Raw genomic sequence first — 18,167 nt, 5'->3', positions numbered from 1 at the left:
ACCTTCCACAATGTTCAAGGACCAAAAATATGGCTCCCAAAGTACTCGTCTCTGACAAGCTGAGCGAAACCGCCGTACAAATCTTCCGCGACCGTGGCATCGACGTGGATTTCATGCCCGATCTGGGAAAGGACAAAGACAAGCTGGCCGAGGTGATCGGTCAGTATGACGGCCTCGCCATCCGTTCTGCCACCAAAGTCACGCCAACCATTCTGGAGAAGGCAGACAAGTTAAAAGTCATTGGTCGTGCCGGGATCGGCACCGACAATATCGACAAGGATGCGGCCTCGAAAAAAGGCGTGATCGTGATGAACACACCGTTCGGCAACATGATCACCACCGCCGAGCATGCCATCGCGATGATGTTTGCCGTGGCGCGGCAGATCCCCGAAGCCAGCACCTCGACCCATGCGGGTAAGTGGGAAAAGTCCAAGTTCATGGGGATTGAGCTGACCAACAAGACCCTGGGCGTGATCGGCGCGGGCAACATTGGTGGCATCGTATGCGAGCGTGCTTTGGGTCTGAAGATGAAGGTCGTCGCCTATGATCCCTACCTTGGCGAAGAGAAAGCCGCGCAGATGGGTGTGGAAAAGGTCGAACTGGACGAGCTTCTGGCCCGCGCTGACTTTATCACTCTGCACGTGCCGCTGACCGATCAGACGCGCAATATCCTCAGCCGTGAGAATCTGGCCAAGACCAAGAAAGGCGTGCGCATTGTCAACTGCGCCCGTGGCGGTCTGGTCGACGAGGACGCGCTGGCCGAGGCGTTGCAATCGGGTCATGTCGCCGGTGCGGCCTTTGACGTGTTCAGTGAGGAACCGGCCAAGGAGAACGCCCTGTTCAACCTACCCAATGTGGTTTGCACACCGCACTTGGGTGCGGCCACGACTGAGGCGCAGGAGAACGTGGCGCTGCAAGTGGCCGAACAGATCTCGAATTACCTGCTGACCGGAGCGGTCGAGAATGCGCTGAACATGCCCAGTGTAACGGCAGAAGAGGCCAAGGTCATGGGGCCGTGGATCAAGCTGGCCGGGCATCTGGGCAGCTTCATTGGTCAGATGACGGATGAGCCGATCAAGGCAATCAACATCCTCTATGACGGTGTCGCTGCGAACATGAACCTGGCTGCGTTGAATTGTTCGGTCGTTGCCGGAATCATGAAGAAATTCAATCCCGAGGTGAACATGGTCTCGGCCCCGGTTGTCGCGAGAGAGCGTGGCATCCAGATATCGACCACCAATCAGGACAAATCCGGTGCGTTCGAAGGCTATATCAAGGTCACTGTGGTGACTGAAAAGCGTGAACGCTCAATCGGTGGCACGGTGTTCAGCGACGGCAAGCCGCGGTTTATTCAGATCAAGGGCATCAATATCGATGCCGAGATCGGGGCGCATATGCTCTATACGACTAACGAAGACGTGCCGGGCATCATTGGTGCTTTAGGACAGACCATGGGCGAGAACGATGTGAACATCGCGAACTTTACTCTTGGACGATCCGAAGCCGGCGGTGAGGCGATTGCGTTGCTTTATGTTGATGAACCGGTACCAGCCGAGGCGCGCGCCAAACTCGCCGAGACAGGTCTGTTTACTCAGATCAAACCGTTGGAGTTTGACGTGGCCTGACGGTCGCTGTTGAACTTCTGTGACAGATTGATGCCCGCGCTTGTCCAAAGCGTGGGCATCGCCTTTTCAAAGTGCTGATTTTGCGCCAGAAGTGCGGCAATCACCATTGCCCGAGGGGAAGCTGATGACCAATCCGATCTACGCAATTGGAGATTTGCACGGCCGCGTGGATGAGTTCGAGCGCTCCTTGGCGCTGATCGAACGCGATGGCGGCCCCGATGCCGAGATCGTGTATCTGGGCGATTACGTTGATCGGGGCCCCGACAGCCGGGGCGTTCTGGATCGGCTGATCGCTGGTCGCGATGCGGGCAAGCGCTGGATCACTCTGCTGGGCAACCATGACCGGATGTTTTCATGGTTCCTCGAAGATGTCCCGCGTCACGATCCGCATATGTTGGTCGGATATCATTGGCTGCACGAGCGGTTGGGTGGTGTAGAAACACTACAAAGCTATGGCGTGTTATTCGATCAGCAGACTCGGCTCGAGGATCTGCATGCAACAGCGCGGGGTGCGGTTCCCGATGCGCATCGGATATTTCTACAAGGGCTCATCTCCATGCATCAAACGCGCGAGATTGCTTTTGTCCATGCGGGCATTCGGCCCGGTATTCCGCTGAGCGAACAACGGGAAAATGATCTGGTCTGGATCAGGCAAACCTTTCACAACCACCGAGATCCGCATCCGAAACTGATCGTCCATGGGCATACACCGGTGGATCAATCAACGCATTACGGCAATCGCATCAACCTGGATAGCGGCGCAGGGTATGGCCGCCCGGTTGGCGTTGCGGTGTTCGAAGGACAGGATTGCTGGTTGTTGACGGACAAGGGTCGCGTTGCGCTTTTGCCTTGAATATCAGGTCTTGGTGAAAAGGTCTTTGCAGCGGTCACGCAGGATGTTCTTTTGCACCTTGCCCATTGTGTTGCGGGGGAGCTCGTCCAGCAAGATCAACTGGCGGGGATGTTTGAACCTGGCGAGCGCGTCCCGAACCACACCCATGATGGCCTCGATATCTGGCGTGTGACAGGGGGCAGGAACCAGAATGCCAACCGGGGTTTCTCCGAAATCCGGATGCGGGACGCCAATTACCGCGCTTTCCAGCACGCCGGGTTGCTCGTCTAGCAGCAGCTCGATCTCTTTGGGGTAGATATTATACCCGCCCGAGATGATCAGGTCTTTCTCGCGCCCGACGATATGGACATAGCCGTCCTCGTCGATCCGACCCAGATCGCCAGTGATGAAGAACCCGTCTTCACGCAGTTCTGCGGCGGTTTTGTCGGGCATTTGCCAGTAGCCCCGAAACACATTGGGACCGCGCACCTCGATGATGCCGATCTCACCATCTGCTAGGGTTTGACCTGTTTTGGGGTCTGTGACCTTCAGTTCAACATCCGGCAGGGGAAATCCGACCGTTCCCGCTCGGCGTTCGCCGTCGTAGGGGTTAGAAGTGTTCATGTTCGTCTCGGTCATGCCATAGCGTTCCAGAATGCGATGACCTGTACGGTCTTCAAATTGAACGTGGGTATCTGCCAGCAAAGGCGCTGAACCTGAGATGAACAGCCGCATATCCTGAGTCAGATCTTGGGCGAAGCGGTCGTCGCTTAGCAGGCGGGTGTAAAACGTCGGCACCCCCATCATCGCCGTTGCCTGTGGCATCAGGCGTAACATATCTTCCAGGTCGAACTTCGGCAGAAATATCATCGACCCGCCCGATGCGAGGACGACATTTGTCGCAACAAACAGTCCATGCGTGTGAAAGATCGGCAGCGCGTGCAACAGCACGTCATCATCTGTGAATCGCCATTCCTGCACAAGGGTCTCCGCGTTCGACAGCAGATTCGCCTGCGTCAGCATTGCCCCTTTCGAACGCCCCGTCGTGCCTGAAGTATATAGAAACGCAGCCAGATCATCTTCGGATCGGTGGGCCGGCTGAAAGGCCGGAAGCATCCCAAGTGCACGCCGCATCAGGCTACCTGAACCGTCGGCGTTCAGTGTTTCAAGCCGGGCATTGTTCTTTTGCGCGATCTCGGCAAGCCCTGCCTCGTTTGCCTCATCGCACACCACTAGTGAGGCTCCGCTGTTTTCGATGAAATAGCTTAGCTCTTGCGTCGTATAGCCCGTATTGAGAGGTAGAAAGATCAGCCCCGATTGGACACAGGCGGCATAAAGCGCCAGTGCCTCAACGGATTTCTCCACCTGCACCGCCACGCGGTCGCCCGGTTCCATTTCCAGTCCTGTCATGGTGTTGGCCAGACGGGCCGCCGTGTCCAGAAACGTGGCATGGGTCAAAGTCTGACCATCCGGAAGGTGCAAAAATGGCGTATCCTTGCCTGCATGGATGCCCAGCAAACGATCATAAAGCGGGTTGCCCATCCCGATATCCTTTCCAGCAGACGCGCACATTCTGCAGCAAATCTGTCGTGGAATTGGGGAAGCGTAAAGCCCGGACAATCAGAACTCGGTTGTCATCCGATATCCGGCTGCAAAATACATCTTGGCAAACGTTACCGGCTGACCCTGCAGCCATGTGATACGCTCGGCAGTAAAAACGGGTTCACCCTCGGGAACGTCCAGAAAACCGGCCAAAGTGGTATCGGCGCGGCTGGCCAGAAAGGTCAACTCGACATTGGTGAACGGGACAGTTTGCACCAGCCAGTCATTGGGTCCGACGCTAGAGAAATCTGCCTGCGTGACCTGAGGTACGCTGTCTATCACGATCCAGCGGTCTTCGAACTGAAAAGGTGAATTGCCGGAGAAATGCATGCATCGCACGTGCATCACACTTTGATCAGCACGTAGGGCCAACCGGGCCGCCAGCCAGTCTGGGGCGATCTGCGTTTCACATGACACAAGAGCGTAGCGATAGGTTCCGCCCGCCGCTTCGATTTCATCTCGGACCAGAGGAATTGTGAAGCGCGCCTGTCGCTGCGGTGCGCTAAGGACCCGGGTGCCTGCCTTTCGGCGCCGTTCAAGAAACCCTTCATCCGCCAGTTCCCGCAGTGCTCTGTTGACTGTGGTGCGGGTGCACGAAAACTCGACCGCTAATTCTTGCTCATTGGGAAGCAGAGCGTCGGGCTGCAATTCGCCCGAGCGGATTCGGCGCAGGACGGTTTGCTTAATGTCTTTGTAGCTGGTTGTGTCGCTGGTTTGGGTCATATCAGTTCAGATGTCTTCCAAAAGGTCATTCATCGCGGCACGATAATTGTTCAGGATCGCATCGCGGGCGATATGCCGCCCGCCGCGCACCTGATGTCGCCCGGCAGACCAAAGGTCGGTCACTGTTCCGTCAGGCGCGGCAAAGCTCAGGCCGTCAATCAATTGATCGTCGCGCAAAGTACACAGGGTGGGGTGACTTCGATCGATCGCAACCAGATCGGCCAGATGACCTATTGCGATCTCTCCGGCGTCGCGCCCCAGCGCCTGTGCGCCACCGCGGGCGGCTCCGGTATACAGCGTTTGACCGACCGAGCCTTCGCCACGTACCAGCACAGTGCGGGCCTTGTCGCGCAGACGTTGAGAATACTCCAGCGTACGCAATTCCTCGGGCAGTGAAATACGCACATTCGAGTCTGAACCGACACCAAAGGCACCGCCCTGCTCGATGTAGACGGCACCATTGAAAATACCATCCCCCAGATTGGCCTCTGTGATCGGGCACAGACCGGCCACAGCCCCGGATCGGGCAAGAGCGCGGGTTTCATCGTCTGTCATATGAGTTGCATGGATCAGGCACCATCGTTCGTTCACATCCACGTTGCTCAGCAGCCAATCTACCGGTCGTTGACCCAGAGCGGCTTCTACATCCGTGACCTCCTTCTCTTGTTCAGAGATGTGGATGTGCACAGGGCCACGCGGGGTAGCGTTCAGCACTTGCCGTAGGTCATCAGGCGAGGTCGCACGCAGAGAGTGCGGTGCGATGCCGATCTGGCTGTCTGCATAAGGCATCAGCGGCTTACAGTCCTCGACAAGCTGCAGGAACCTTTCCACCTCATTGCCGAACCGCAATTGACCGCCGGTTAGAGGCTCTTGCGCGACGCCGCCATAGGTGTAGAGCACCGGTAGATGTGTCAATCCAATCCCGGTTTGGCTGGCCGCCGAGAAGATGCGCTGACTCAGCTCAGACAACTGCGCATAAGGCGTGCCGCCGGGTTGGTGGTGGACGTAGTGGAATTCCCCGACCGCAGCATACCCGGCCTCCTGCATCTCCATATAGACCAATGCGGCAATGGACTCGATCTGTGCAGGAGTGAGGCGGTCCAGAAATCGGTACATCAAGGTACGCCAGGTCCAGAAGCTTTCGCGCCCTGCTACGCGCGTTTCGGTCATGCCCGCCATGGCGCGTTGAAAGGCATGGCTGTGCAGGTTCGCCAAAGCGGGCAGCAACACGTCGACCCGAGTGTCTTCGGGATTTGGCTCGGTCCCTGATTTCAGCGCAGCGATCCGACCGTCTTCGATTTCGACTCGTAGGTTGTGCACCCACTCAGAGCCTAACAGGGCCGTTTTGGCATGAACCGTCATCGTAATTCCATTTTGTGTAGACTTTATATTTTTAGCCGTATACGAAAAAATCAAGCGCAGGGGGAGCCCAAAAGAATCGCCATGACGAAAAAAACTGTTCTTCGTAGCAAACATGTAGCCACCATGGGGGGCGACCAACCTTATGGGATGATCGAGGATGGTGCGATTGCCATCGATGGGTCGGAAATCGTTTGGGTTGGCGCTCGGTCGGCAATGCCGCCGTCATATGCCGAGTGGCCGCAGAACGACTATGGTGACCGCTTGATCACGCCTGCTCTGATTGACGCTCATACTCATGTTGTGTTTGGCGGCAACCGCGCGGTTGAGTTCGAAATGCGCCTGAAGGGCGCGACCTACGAAGAAATTGCCCGCGCGGGTGGAGGCATCCTGTCGACCGTACACGGCACGCGGGCAGCAACAGAAGAAGAGCTGCTTGCAGGCGCGCTTTCGCGCGTGGACGCATTGCTGGCCGAAGGTGTGTCCTGCATCGAGGTGAAGTCGGGTTATGGGCTCGATGCCGAAACCGAACTGCGTATGTTGCGCGCGGCGCGCCGTATTGCGCGGGAGCGCCCTATTCGGGTCAATACCAGTTTTCTTGGCGCACATGCCGTTCCGCCAGAATATGCGGGTCGGGATGACGCCTATATTGACGAGGTCTGCATTCCGACACTGCGCGCGGCCCATGCCGAAGGGCTGGTGGACGCGGTGGATGGGTTCTGCGAAGGCATTGCATTTGATCCCACACAGATCGAACGGGTTTTTGTTGTCGCGCAAGAGCTTGGCCTACCGGTGAAGCTGCATGCTGAGCAACTTTCGAATCTAGGTGGGGCTAAGCTGGCGGCAGCTTACGGAGCGCTATCCGCTGATCATATCGAATATTTGGACGCCGACGGCGTTACCGCCATGGCTGGGGCCGGAACGGTCGCGGTCCTGCTGCCCGGCGCGTTTTATACGCTGCATGAAACGCAAGCTCCGCCGATTGAATTGTTGCGCCAGAAGAATGTTCCCATGGCACTGGCGACCGATTGCAATCCGGGGTCCTCACCCCTGACTTCTCTGCTGCTAACAATGAACATGGGGTGCACTTTGTTTCGCATGACGCCTGAAGAAGCATTGGCAGGTGTTACCCACGTCGCGGCCCGCGCTTTGGGTCTGGATGATACCGGCGTGATCGCGCCCGGATTGCGCGCTGATCTGGCCGTCTGGGATGCTACTCACCCTGCAGAACTGTCCTATCGCATCGGTTTCAACCCTCTGCATAAACGTATTTTTGGAGGTCTGGAATGACACCTCTGTTGCTTGTCCCCGGTCAGGTTTCGCTGGATCAGCTTGCCCAGATCTACTGGACCGAAGCCGCCATTTCGCTTGACGCCACCTGCCAACCCAAGGTTGAGGTCGCTGCTGCCCGCATTGCGCAGGCTGCCGAAGGGACCGAGCCCGTCTATGGCGTCAACACCGGCTTTGGCAAACTGGCGAGTCACAAGATTGCGGCCAAAGATACCTCAACCCTGCAGCGCAACCTGATCCTCAGCCATTGTTGCGGGGTGGGTCCGGCAGTGCCGCGTCGTCTGGCGCGGCTGATGATGTCACTGAAGTTGCTGTCATTCGGCCGAGGTGCTTCGGGTGTCCGCTGGGAACTTGTCGAATTGCTGCAACAGATGCTGGCGTGTGGTGTGACACCTGTGATCCCGGCACAGGGTTCGGTCGGCGCGTCTGGCGATCTTGCGCCACTGGCCCATATGACCGCTGTGGTGATCGGTGAGGGCGAGGCAGAGGTGAACGGTGTTGTTATGCCGGGTGCAGAGGCTCTGAAAACAGCTGGGCTAGAGCCGATTCAACTTGGTCCAAAGGAGGGCCTTGCGTTCATCAACGGGACGCAATTTTCGACTGCCTTTGCTCTGGCCGGATTGTTCGAAGGTTGGCGTTCAGCACAAAATGCGCTGGTGATTTCGGCGGCTTCAACTGATGCGATCATGGGATCCACCGCCCCTCTGCAACCCGAGATTCACACGCTGCGCGGGCATCGTGGGCAGATTGAAGCGGCGGCGGCGATGCGGGCCACTCTGGAGGGCTCTGAGATCCGCGAAAGTCACCGTGATGGGGATACGCGAGTGCAGGATCCATATTGCATCCGCTGCCAACCACAGGTGACCGGCGCAGCGATGGATGTGATCCGGCAGGCGTCCGCAACTCTTGTAACTGAGGCCAACGCGGCCACTGATAATCCGCTGGTTCTGACCGATCCGGATGCAATTGTTTCGGGCGGGAATTTCCACGCCGAGCCGGTAGGCTTTGCCGCCGATATGATTGCTTTGGCCCTGTCAGAGATCGGGGCGATCGCACAGCGTCGGATCGCATTAATGGTCGACCCGGCGCTTAGCTTTGATCTGCCGCCCTTCCTGACGCCCGAGCCGGGGCTGAACTCGGGTCTGATGATCGCCGAGGTCACGACGGCTGCGTTGATGAGCGAGAACAAACATCTGGCCAACCCATGTGTGACCGACAGCACACCTACATCGGCCAATCAGGAAGACCACGTCTCGATGGCGGCGCACGGGGCGCGGCGTTTAGGCCGGATGGTTGATAATTTGAACTATATTCTGGGGATCGAACTGCTCTGCGCCGCGCAAGGCATCGAGTTCCGCACACCTCTTGCGACCAGCAAAGCGCTGACCAGCGTGGTTGGGCGTTTGCGCGACGATATCCCGTCGCTTGGCGATGATCGCTATCTGGCGCCTGAATTGGAAACCGCGAAGTCCCTAGTCGAAAGCGGAACTATTTTGCAGGCAGCTGCAATGCCCATGCCGGAGCTGTCGTGATGCAGGTTTTCAGTGTTCAGCGTGGCGATGGGCCCATCGTGCTGGGACAGCCGCATGGCGGCACGTATGTGCCCGACGACATTGCTGCGCGACTGAATGCGAATGGGCAGGTTCTGGCGGATACGGATTGGCATATCAATCAGCTCTACGATGGGCTCATTGCCAACGCGACGGTCGTGCAATCCCATATCCACCGCTATGTCATTGACGCTAATCGAGACCCTGCGGGTGTATCATTGTATCCTGGGCAGAACACAACAACTCTGGTGCCGTTGACCGATTTCGACGGTCAGCCGATCTGGGCCGAGGGGCAGGAGCCCTCAATCGATGAGATCGAGGTACGTCGAACCGCCTACCACGCGCCCTACCACAACGCGCTTGAGCAAGAGCTTGAAAGGGTGCGGGCAATACACGGGGTTGCGATCCTGTTTGACTGCCACTCGATCCGCAGCAAGATTCCGTTCCTCTTTGAAGGCACCCTGCCGGATATGAACATCGGCACCGATGGTGGCGCGACCTGTGCCCCCGGCATTGAGGCCGCGGCCTATGAATTTTCGCATTCCTCCCCTTACAGCACCGTCCTGAACGGGCGATTCCGAGGGGGTTGGACGACCCGCCACTATGGCCGTCCTGATGAAGGCCAACACGCGATCCAGATGGAGCTGGCGCAATCTACCTATCTGTCCGCCGAAACCCCTCCGTGGGCGTTTGACGAGGCGAAAGCCAAGCGCCTGCGTCGCTGGTTGGTGGATATTCTCGACGCCATCCAAGACACTGCATTGGAGCTTTGACATGACCGATCCTCGCAAGAATACCCGCGATATCTATCCGCCCACCGGCCCCGAACTGAACGCAAAAAGCTGGGTGACCGAGGCGCCCTTGCGGATGATGATGAACAACCTGCACCCGGACGTGGCCGAAAACCCGCACGAACTGGTGGTTTATGGCGGCATCGGTCGCGCGGCGCGGACATGGAACGATTTCGACCGGATCGTCGCAGGGCTGAAAGATCTGGAAGAGGATGAAACCCTGATCGTCCAGTCGGGCAAACCGGTGGCGATCATCCGCACCCATAAGGATGCGCCTCGAGTTCTGATCGCCAACTCAAACATCGTGCCTCATTGGGCCAATTGGGATCACTTCAACGAGCTCGATAAGAAGGGGCTGATGATGTACGGCCAGATGACGGCCGGTTCGTGGATCTATATCGGTACGCAGGGCATCGTACAGGGCACCTATGAAACCTTTGCCGAGGCTGGCCGTCAGCACTATGGCGGCGACTTGACTGGCAAGTGGATTCTGACTGGCGGTCTGGGCGGCATGGGTGGCGCACAGCCTTTGGCGGCAGTGTTCGCCGGGGCCAGTTGTTTGGCGGTCGAGTGCAATCCGGATTCTATCGATTTCCGCCTGCGCACCAAGTATCTGGACGAAAAAGCCGAGACTCTCGACGAAGCGCTTGAGATGATCGACCGCTGGACCAAGGCGGGCGAGGCGAAATCTGTGGGTCTGCTAGGCAATGCGGCTGAGGTGTTCCCCGAAATTTATGCGCGGATGCAGGCCGGTGGCATGCGCCCCGATATCGTCACTGACCAAACCAGCGCCCATGACCCGATCAATGGGTATCTGCCGATTGGCTGGAGCATGGCGCAGTGGAAGGACAAGCGCGAAACTGATCCTAAAGCGGTTGAAAAGGCCGCCCGTGCCTCGATGAAACAGCATGTCGCTGCAATGGTCGATTTCTGGAACGCGGGCGTTCCGACGCTGGATTACGGCAACAACATCCGTCAGGTGGCGCAGGATGAAGGCTTGGAGAATGCCTTTGCCTTCCCCGGCTTTGTGCCCGCCTATATCCGGCCGCTGTTCTGCAAGGGCATCGGCCCGTTCCGCTGGTGTGCATTGTCGGGTGACCCCGAGGATATCTACAAGACCGACGCCAAGATGAAGGAGCTGTTCCCCGAGAACGAGCATCTGCATCGTTGGCTGGATATGGCGCAGGAACGCATTGCGTTTCAGGGTCTGCCCGCACGTATATGCTGGATCGGCCTTGGAGATCGCCACCGCGCGGGGTTGGCCTTCAACGAAATGGTTGCCAATGGCGAGTTGAAAGCGCCTGTTGTCATTGGGCGTGATCATTTGGACTCGGGCTCGGTCGCCAGCCCGAACCGCGAGACCGAGGCGATGCTGGACGGCTCGGACGCGGTGTCGGATTGGCCGCTGTTGAACGCTCTGATCAATACGGCCAGCGGTGCGACCTGGGTCTCGCTGCATCACGGCGGCGGCGTTGGTATGGGCTTCAGCCAGCACGCGGGTGTGGTGATCTGTGCAGATGGTACCGAAGATGCCGCACGGCGATTGGAGCGTGTTCTGTGGAACGATCCCGCCTCGGGGGTCTGGCGCCACGCGGATGCGGGGTATGAGATCGCCAAGGACTGCGCCCGCGAACATGGGCTGCGCCTGCCTGGTATTCTCGGTTAGATCAATCTGCCTCTGGTGAAAATGCTGCACCTGCGATATCCCGCAGGTGCGCTAATCGGAGGCCTGATATGTATGTAGCTACTCTGCTGACCAACCCTGCGGCCCCTTCTTTAGAGGCGACGTTGGTTGAGTCGTTGCGGAATGCATGGGGCGGGGGTGATGCGAACTGGCTGAGCCTCGATGAGGCGGCCGAGTTTTCCCTGCCAGAAATTCCCGACAATCGCTGGGACGTTTGGGGCGAGTTGCAAGAGATGGGCGTGGACCTGGTCGTGCAAAAAGCTGACGGTCGCCGGAAAAAGATGCTGCTGGCCGATATGGACAGCACTATGATCCAACAGGAATGCATCGATGAACTGGCGGATGAGGCTGGTGTCGGTGATCGGGTCAAGGACATCACCGCGCGAGCAATGAACGGCGAGCTGGATTTCGAAGGTGCGCTGACTGAGCGTGTGGGCTTATTGAAAGGGCTGGATGAAAGCGTGATCGGCAAGGTTCTGAATGAACGGATCACGCTGATGCCCGGCGGCAAGGCGTTACTTGCCACGATGCGCGCGAATGGGGTCTATGCAGCGCTGGTCTCGGGTGGGTTCACGGCTTTTACGGCTAAGGTCGCCGAAGAGCTTGGGTTTGATGAGAACCGGGCGAATACATTGCTGGCTGAGGATGGCAAGCTTACCGGTGACGTGAAGCGGCCCATTCTTGGGCGACAGGCCAAAATAGAGGCTTTGGAGCAGATCACAACACGCCTAGGTATCTCCGAGGTTGACGTGATTGCCGTTGGCGATGGAGCGAATGATCTGGGAATGTTGGGTCGGGCGGGGACGGGTGTCGCGTTGCACGCCAAGCCTTCGGTCGCTGCCGAATGTGATGTCCGCATAAATCACGGCGATCTGACAGCGTTGTTGTATCTGCAGGGCTATGGCAGGTCAGAATTTCAAGGCCTCTAAGGGGCTTCCTTTAATTTAACTATTGTGTTAAATAAAGCCATGAATACGCTTCTGGTCACATTCTCCGCTTTGTCTGATGCCACTCGGTTCTCGATTGTCGAGCAACTGATGGACGAAGGCGAACTGCCCGTCGGTAATTTGATAGAAGGCAAGGGCATGTCAGGGGCCGCGATCTCGCGCCATTTGAAGGTTTTGCGCGAGGCCGGGTTGGTGCAGCAGCGGGTACACGGCACGCAACGGATGTACTCGGTGCAGCCCGAGGGTCTGCGCGCGATAGCCGAATGGACGATTTCGAAACGACATTTCTGGGAAAGCAGCCTCGACCGTTTGGAAGAGCTTATTGAAAGGGAAAATTCATGGCCGACCTGAAACTGGAACGAGATTTTCCCGTTAGTCCCGAGGTCCTGTTCGCATGGGTCAGCGATGGTGCGAAGCTTCTGCAGTGGTGGGGGCCCGAAGGGTTGCATGTACCGGAACATGATCTCGACTTTTCGCGCATTGGTCCGTGGTATTCGGTTATGCAGAATGGCGAGGGTCAGCAGTTCAAAGTCTCGGGTCACGTTACCCATATCGATCGACCAAAATCTGTTGGATTTACGTGGGCTTGGCATGACGATCAGGACCAGCGCGGTGCGGAAAGCCATGTGACCTTTTCGGTTACCGCGACCAACAGCGGATCACGGCTGGTGGTTGATCACCGTGAACTTGTCGATGCCGAGTCGGCCACGAACCACAACGAAGGCTGGACATCTTCGCTGCGCAAACTCGAAGCACTTTGCAAATAGGTTTTCATCAGGGAGGAGCGATATGCCCCAATATTTGTTTGTTTATCACGGGGGTCACACCCCAACCGATCCCGCCGAGATCGAGGCGACCATGGCCGCTTGGGGCGCTTGGTTTCAGGAAATCGGCGGCTCATTAGAGATTCCGGGAAATCCTGTAGGCCAGTCCTACACGGTCAGCAGTGGTGGGATCGAAGACAATGGTGGTGCAAACCCGGCCTCGGGTTTCACGGTGGTCAAGGCTGATAGCATTGACGCCGCAACCGAGATGGCCAAGGGCTGCCCGATGGTTGTGAACGGCTCGGGTTCGGTCGAGGTGGCCGAGGTCCACGAGATCGAGATGTAATCCTCAGCCGGGGAAGCCCGGTGCAGGTTTGATAGCGCCGCATTCCAGCCCACGACGGCTATACTGTGTGGCATTCATGAATTTGCGAGTGGCCGGGTGATCGGCCTCTAGCACACCTAAATGCACTAGAATCGCGGCGATGGCGCATTCGCTGGCGCGGGTAGTGCCGTCAGTGATTTTTAGCGCAACGCCCATGCGCTTTTCAGGGATGATGGCAACAAAGACGGCCTCGGCCCCTGTCTTGATTGCAACGCGCCCGTTCATCGCTCGCATCAACTCGGTACAAGCGCGGGTTTCACCTGCGACAAGTTCGGGATGTTTCACCATCGCTTCTGTGAGCTGCACCGCTGCTTCGCTGGAGCGGTCCGAACGGTCTGCGGCAGAGGCAAACCAGGCCATCGATCGCGCAAGCCCTACCAGTGATGTCGCAAAATTTGGGGCGGAGCAACCATCGATCCCATAGGTTGGGCTGGTCTCGCCAGTGGTTTCCTCGATGGCAGACAGGCAGGCCTGCTGAACTGGATGGTCGATTTCCAAGTATTCCGGCCCGGCCCCCATATGCTGCGTCAAAGTCAGGAAACCGCAATGCTTGCCTGAGCAATTGTTGTGAATCTGGCAGGGTGTATCGTCCGCAAGAATCAACCCGTCGCGGGCCGCCATGTCGGCAGGTTCCTGTGGACCGCAGCGCAGATCGGGCTCGGACAGACCGAGATGATCGAGCCATGCGGACACGCGGTCAGTATGGATATGCGCCCCGTTATGTGAAGCACAGGCCAAGGCCAGATGCTCGCTGTTCAAACCGTATTTTGCAGCCGCACCCGAGGTAATCAGCGGCAGGGCCTGGATCATTTTGGCCGAGGAACGGGGATAGATCACCGCGTTTGGATCACCCCAGCTGCGCACGATCTGACCACTATCGTCACAGACCACTGCATGGCCCATATGCAGGCTTTCCAACAGTGACCCGCGCCAGAGTTCTGTCATTGGTACGGCTTGTGTCATGTCCACCCCATCAATCATGCGCAAAAATCTGCCAATCGCCCTTTCGCCTGTGGCGAAACCTGCGTTAGTGTGTGTATGTCGACAATCATCGGAATACGCAACTGAACAGACGAACCGGCAGAGTTCGCACGTATTTCCGATGGGTATGAGGTAATAGGTCGGGCTAGGAGGCTGAACCGATGGGATTAAAGCTCGTCCGCGTGATCGCGGGCCTGTGCATGGCAGGAATGGCGACAACGGCAATTGCGCAGCAGGCGACTAGTACCAATCGCGTCGCTGCAAAAACGGACTGGAGCGTGTTTGTCGAGGACGACCCAACCGAATGCTGGAGCGTTTCTGCCCCGAAAGAGACCGTGAACACACGCGGTGGCCGGGTCGTTTCCGTTCGGCGCAGCGATATCCTGCTGTTTGTGTTCTATCGCCCGAATGCCGAGGTTAAAGGGCAGGTGACCTTTACCGGCGGCTATCCGTTTGCGTCTGGTTCTACTGTCAATCTGGTTGTCGATGGCAGCGAGTTCGAGCTGTTCACCGATGGTGAGTGGGCATGGCCTGCGACCGCCTCGGACGATGCCAAGATCGTCACAGCGATGAAGCGCGGAAGTGAGGCGGTGCTGACCGCCCGTTCGGAACGTGGTACGCAGACCAAAGACACCTTCTCGTTGCTGGGCTTTACGGCCGCGATTGAAGACGCGGAAACGCGCTGCACGAACTAAGCCACAAGCAGATCAAATTCCGAAACCCCGCTTTCCGGCGGGGTTTTATTTGTTTGGTCCGATCCAGTGTGTTTTCAGAAATTTACGCCACGTAGAGCGGTGTTTCTTGATCCGTGTCAAAGCCTGCTTCCCCGTTTTCTGAACTAATTAGTTCAGAATTTGTTGAGGAGTCGGCAATGAACTTAAGCAAAAACCTGGCAGTGCTCTTGATGGCGTCTGCGGTGATCCTTGCAGGTTGTGAGAAAGGATCGGAAACCTATCCGATAACGGGTGAGCAATGTGGTCCGGAAGATCCCGTAAAGACCCTGGATGCAGAAGATTGCTACATCCCGCCAGCAGTAAACTAACAACAATGGGCCGCTTAAGTTTCTGCTTTAGTGGCCCATCTTGATTGGGCGCGCATCTTGATCTGTGATAGACAGATATCTCTGTCTGGAGGATTGATGGATGCGATGGGCGTTTGTTTTTTTGATGTTTCCGATATCCGCAATTGCGGATCCAACTATGGAGTGTATTGACGCCGGTTCGCAGGTGGAAATTGGATCTTGTGTTTCGAATATGGAATTGCGGGTAAACACAGCGATAGACTCCAGCTATTCGCTGGCGCTCGGCTCCGCACAAGAACTGGACGAGGTCACCGGACGGGTCGTCGCTGTGCCTGCGCTGGAGGCCTCGCAAAACGCGTGGGTGGCCTATCGCGATGCGCAGTGCGAAGCGGTAGGTGCTTCGTTCGGCGGAGGATCGGGTACGGGGATCGCCATCACAGCCTGTCGGGTTGACCTTGGCCGGGCGCGGGTTGACGAATTGTTGCGTTACGCAAATTGAAGCACGAATTCTTTTGATCTTTACGTGTGTTCCTATATAGAGGCGCATCCCAAGCCAGAATCCACCGAGATACGCCAATGTCGCCCAAAGCGCCGATCACTCAAGACGTCATGACCATCCCCCGCAAACTGCCCGAGGGGAAGATGAACCTTGTCGGTTTGACCCGCGATCGATTGCGTGAGGCGCTAATTGAACACGGCACGCCCGAAAAGCAGGCGAAGATGCGCACGGGGCAGATTTGGCAATGGATCTACCAATGGGGTGTGCGTGATTTTGGTGAGATGACCAATCTGGCCAAGGCCTATCGCACGCAACTGGCCGAGCAGTTCGTAATCGAAATCCCCGAAGTCGTGACCCGCCAGGTTTCAGAGGACGGCACCCGCAAGTATCTGTGCCGCATCGCGGGCGGGCATGAGGTTGAGGTTGTCTATATCCCTGAAGATGATCGCGGAACGCTATGCATCTCATCTCAGGTGGGCTGTACGCTGACTTGTTCCTTCTGCCACACGGGCACGCAGAAATTGGTGCGCAACCTGACAGCGGCCGAAATTGTCGGGCAGGTCATGATGGCGCGTGACGATCTTGAGGAATGGCCAACACCGGGTGCGCCCAAAGATGAAACACGCCTGCTGTCAAATATCGTGCTGATGGGTATGGGCGAGCCGCTTTACAACTTTGAAAACGTCCGTGACGCAATGAAGATCGCGATGGACCCCGAGGGGATTTCTCTGTCCCGTCGCCGCATCACGCTGTCGACCTCGGGTGTGGTACCCGAGATCGCGCGCACGGCTGAAGAAATTGGATGCCTGTTGGCGATCTCGTTCCACGCCACCACTGATGAAACTCGCGACATACTTGTTCCGATCAACAAGCGCTGGAATATCGAGGAACTGCTGCAGGCGTTGGCCAGCTATCCCAACGCGTCGAATTCTGAACGGATCACGTTCGAATACGTGATGCTGGATGGCGTGAACGACAGCGACGAAGACGCGCATCGTCTGATCGCTCATATCAAGCGCCATAACATCCCGGCCAAGATCAACCTGATCCCGTTCAACGAATGGCCGGGCGCGCCCTACAAGCGCAGCTCGAACAATCGCATCCGGGCCTTTGCCAACATCATCTATCAGGCGGGCTATGCCTCACCCATCCGCAAAACGCGGGGTGAGGATATCATGGCGGCCTGCGGCCAGTTAAAATCGGCCACCGAACGGGCCCGGAAATCGCGAAAGCAGATCGAGGCTGAAGCCGGGCTAAACCGCTAAGGGCATGCGCCGTGGCTTCACGCGAAAAACTTAATGAATTGAGTGCTGTTTCCTTGTTCAAAATTTGGTATCTTCGGCGCAGACCCGCTCTGGATGGGGAACTCACCGACAGACACAAGGTGGTGAGATTGCCGGGGCGGTGCTGGTAACACCAATTAAGGCCGCTACCATTTTTCTGAAGCAAAGCGGCATTTAGGCGAACTGATCAGTCAGGGAGGCCACAATATGATTGTAAGTCACCGGCAAGTCTTGGGTATCACGGCTGTTCTGGCGATCTCGGGATTTGTTCTCCACGCGGCATCTGCTCAGACCAAAGATCAGGATGCGCATTTGGCGATTGAAAACCCAGCCGATCTGACCAAGGAGCAAGCGCAGAAACACTATCAGTCATTGATACGACGCATGTCGCGGGGTTATGCGGCGGCACAGATGGACTTGATCCGAAACTATCAGAACTGGCCGTTGTTCAACGATGCGCCCTACATCTCGGCCACGCATGGGCAGCGCTATGTCAACAGCTATGCGAACCGCATGGCCCACAATTACGGCACATTGCAAGAAGGCGAAGAGCTGCCTGCAGGCTCGGTCCTAGCCAAAGACAGTATGACTGTCACAGATGAGGGCAATATCCATCCCGGTGCCCTGTTCGTAATGGAGAAACTGCCAGAAGGCACCAACCCGGAAACAGCCGACTGGCGTTATATCATGGTGATGCCGGACGGTTCGCTGTTCGGTGATACGATGGGCTTTCGCGCGTCAGAGGTCGATTACTGCCATGTCTGCCACGAGGCCGTCGCGGACCGGGACTATACGTTTTACGTACCCGAAGAGTATCGTGTCGCAGAGTGA

Annotated in this window: 19 protein-coding genes; 15 read left to right on the top strand and 4 right to left on the bottom strand. The window is 57.3% G+C overall.

The genetic code is table 11. The features are described from left to right. The first annotated feature begins 29 nt into the window (after positions 1–29). Together serA and ACR0KC_RS08675 are read left to right on the top strand one after the other, a co-directional pair. Entirely contained in the window at positions 30–1,625 is a 1,596-nt protein-coding gene (gene serA / locus ACR0KC_RS08680; RefSeq protein WP_170399107.1) for a phosphoglycerate dehydrogenase, read from the top strand. Positions 1,626–1,749: 124 nt separating this feature from the next. Beyond that, the gene (locus ACR0KC_RS08675) at positions 1,750–2,478 is read left to right on the top strand and encodes a metallophosphoesterase family protein (RefSeq protein WP_480771721.1); all 729 of its coding nucleotides are present in this window, start codon (positions 1,750–1,752) and stop codon (positions 2,476–2,478) included. Positions 2,479–2,481: 3 nt separating this feature from the next. On the opposite strand, the gene ACR0KC_RS08670 is transcribed toward ACR0KC_RS08675, so the two are convergent. The 3 genes from ACR0KC_RS08670 to ACR0KC_RS08660 form a co-directional block, all read right to left on the bottom strand. Continuing rightward, positions 2,482–3,999 (bottom strand): malonate--CoA ligase, encoded by a 1,518-nt coding sequence (locus ACR0KC_RS08670; protein ID WP_480771720.1) that lies wholly within the window; start codon positions 3,997–3,999, stop codon positions 2,482–2,484. A gap of 78 nt (positions 4,000–4,077) precedes the next feature. Then, positions 4,078–4,782 (bottom strand): GntR family transcriptional regulator, encoded by a 705-nt coding sequence (locus tag ACR0KC_RS08665; protein ID WP_170399103.1) that lies wholly within the window; start codon positions 4,780–4,782, stop codon positions 4,078–4,080. A gap of 6 nt (positions 4,783–4,788) precedes the next feature. Beyond that, positions 4,789–6,144: a formimidoylglutamate deiminase gene (locus ACR0KC_RS08660; protein ID WP_480762951.1), complete on the bottom strand. Its 1,356-nt coding sequence runs from the start codon at positions 6,142–6,144 to the stop codon at positions 4,789–4,791. Positions 6,145–6,225: 81 nt separating this feature from the next. Here ACR0KC_RS08660 and hutI point away from each other — a divergent pair, with 81 nt between their 5' ends. The 8 genes from hutI to ACR0KC_RS08620 all read left to right on the top strand — a co-directional run bounded on the left by hutI (position 6,226) and on the right by ACR0KC_RS08620 (position 13,513). Continuing rightward, a complete protein-coding gene (hutI, locus tag ACR0KC_RS08655; protein WP_480762952.1) occupies positions 6,226–7,431 on the top strand; it encodes an imidazolonepropionase in 1,206 nt (401 codons plus the stop codon). Further along, positions 7,428–8,963 (top strand): histidine ammonia-lyase, encoded by a 1,536-nt coding sequence (gene hutH, locus ACR0KC_RS08650; RefSeq protein WP_480771719.1) that lies wholly within the window; start codon positions 7,428–7,430, stop codon positions 8,961–8,963. The genes hutI and hutH overlap by 4 nt, the downstream gene beginning before the upstream one ends. Next, positions 8,963–9,754 (top strand): N-formylglutamate deformylase, encoded by a 792-nt coding sequence (gene hutG / locus ACR0KC_RS08645; protein ID WP_480705923.1) that lies wholly within the window; start codon positions 8,963–8,965, stop codon positions 9,752–9,754. The genes hutH and hutG overlap by 1 nt, the downstream gene beginning before the upstream one ends. Position 9,755: 1 nt before the next feature. Beyond that, on the top strand, positions 9,756–11,438 hold the full coding sequence (hutU, locus tag ACR0KC_RS08640) for a urocanate hydratase (RefSeq protein WP_010440659.1): 1,683 nt from the start codon (positions 9,756–9,758) through the stop codon (positions 11,436–11,438). Between the two features lie 68 nt (positions 11,439–11,506). Next, positions 11,507–12,385, top strand: a complete 879-nt coding sequence (serB, locus tag ACR0KC_RS08635; RefSeq protein WP_170399090.1) for a phosphoserine phosphatase SerB — start codon at positions 11,507–11,509, stop codon at positions 12,383–12,385. 39 nt (positions 12,386–12,424) lie between these two features. Continuing rightward, positions 12,425–12,754 carry a metalloregulator ArsR/SmtB family transcription factor gene (locus ACR0KC_RS08630; protein WP_170399088.1) on the top strand — a complete coding sequence of 110 codons (330 nt, stop codon included), beginning with the start codon at positions 12,425–12,427 and terminating at the stop codon, positions 12,752–12,754. After that, positions 12,742–13,170: an SRPBCC family protein gene (locus tag ACR0KC_RS08625; protein WP_170399086.1), complete on the top strand. Its 429-nt coding sequence runs from the start codon at positions 12,742–12,744 to the stop codon at positions 13,168–13,170. Before ACR0KC_RS08630 ends, ACR0KC_RS08625 begins: the two co-directional genes overlap by 13 nt. A 22-nt stretch (positions 13,171–13,192) precedes the next feature. Further along, a complete protein-coding gene (locus tag ACR0KC_RS08620) occupies positions 13,193–13,513 on the top strand; it encodes a YciI family protein (protein WP_170399083.1) in 321 nt (106 codons plus the stop codon). A 3-nt stretch (positions 13,514–13,516) separates the two neighbouring features. On the opposite strand, the gene ACR0KC_RS08615 is transcribed toward ACR0KC_RS08620, so the two are convergent. Beyond that, entirely contained in the window at positions 13,517–14,515 is a 999-nt protein-coding gene (locus ACR0KC_RS08615) for an asparaginase (RefSeq protein WP_480771718.1), read from the bottom strand. A gap of 179 nt (positions 14,516–14,694) precedes the next feature. Between ACR0KC_RS08615 and ACR0KC_RS08610 the strand changes: the two genes are divergently transcribed. The 5 genes from ACR0KC_RS08610 to ACR0KC_RS08590 all read left to right on the top strand — a co-directional run bounded on the left by ACR0KC_RS08610 (position 14,695) and on the right by ACR0KC_RS08590 (position 18,167). Beyond that, entirely contained in the window at positions 14,695–15,228 is a 534-nt protein-coding gene (locus ACR0KC_RS08610) for an invasion associated locus B family protein (protein ID WP_170399079.1), read from the top strand. A 176-nt stretch (positions 15,229–15,404) separates the two neighbouring features. Continuing rightward, positions 15,405–15,575, top strand: coding sequence for a hypothetical protein (locus ACR0KC_RS08605; protein ID WP_170399076.1), 171 nt, complete (start codon positions 15,405–15,407; stop codon positions 15,573–15,575). Positions 15,576–15,732: 157 nt separating this feature from the next. Continuing rightward, on the top strand, positions 15,733–16,053 hold the full coding sequence (locus tag ACR0KC_RS08600; protein WP_170406843.1) for a lysozyme inhibitor LprI family protein: 321 nt from the start codon (positions 15,733–15,735) through the stop codon (positions 16,051–16,053). A 77-nt stretch (positions 16,054–16,130) separates the two neighbouring features. Continuing rightward, complete coding sequence (rlmN, locus tag ACR0KC_RS08595) at positions 16,131–17,318, top strand: dual-specificity RNA methyltransferase RlmN (RefSeq protein WP_480771717.1); 1,188 nt, start codon at positions 16,131–16,133, stop codon at positions 17,316–17,318. Between the two features lie 225 nt (positions 17,319–17,543). Next, a complete protein-coding gene (locus tag ACR0KC_RS08590; RefSeq protein WP_480705916.1) occupies positions 17,544–18,167 on the top strand; it encodes a cytochrome P460 family protein in 624 nt (207 codons plus the stop codon).

The sequence above is a fragment of the Ruegeria sp. CF3 genome, from assembly GCF_056537365.1.
Note: the sequence above shows the minus strand (reverse complement) of the source record. Positions and strands in the feature narration are given on the sequence as shown.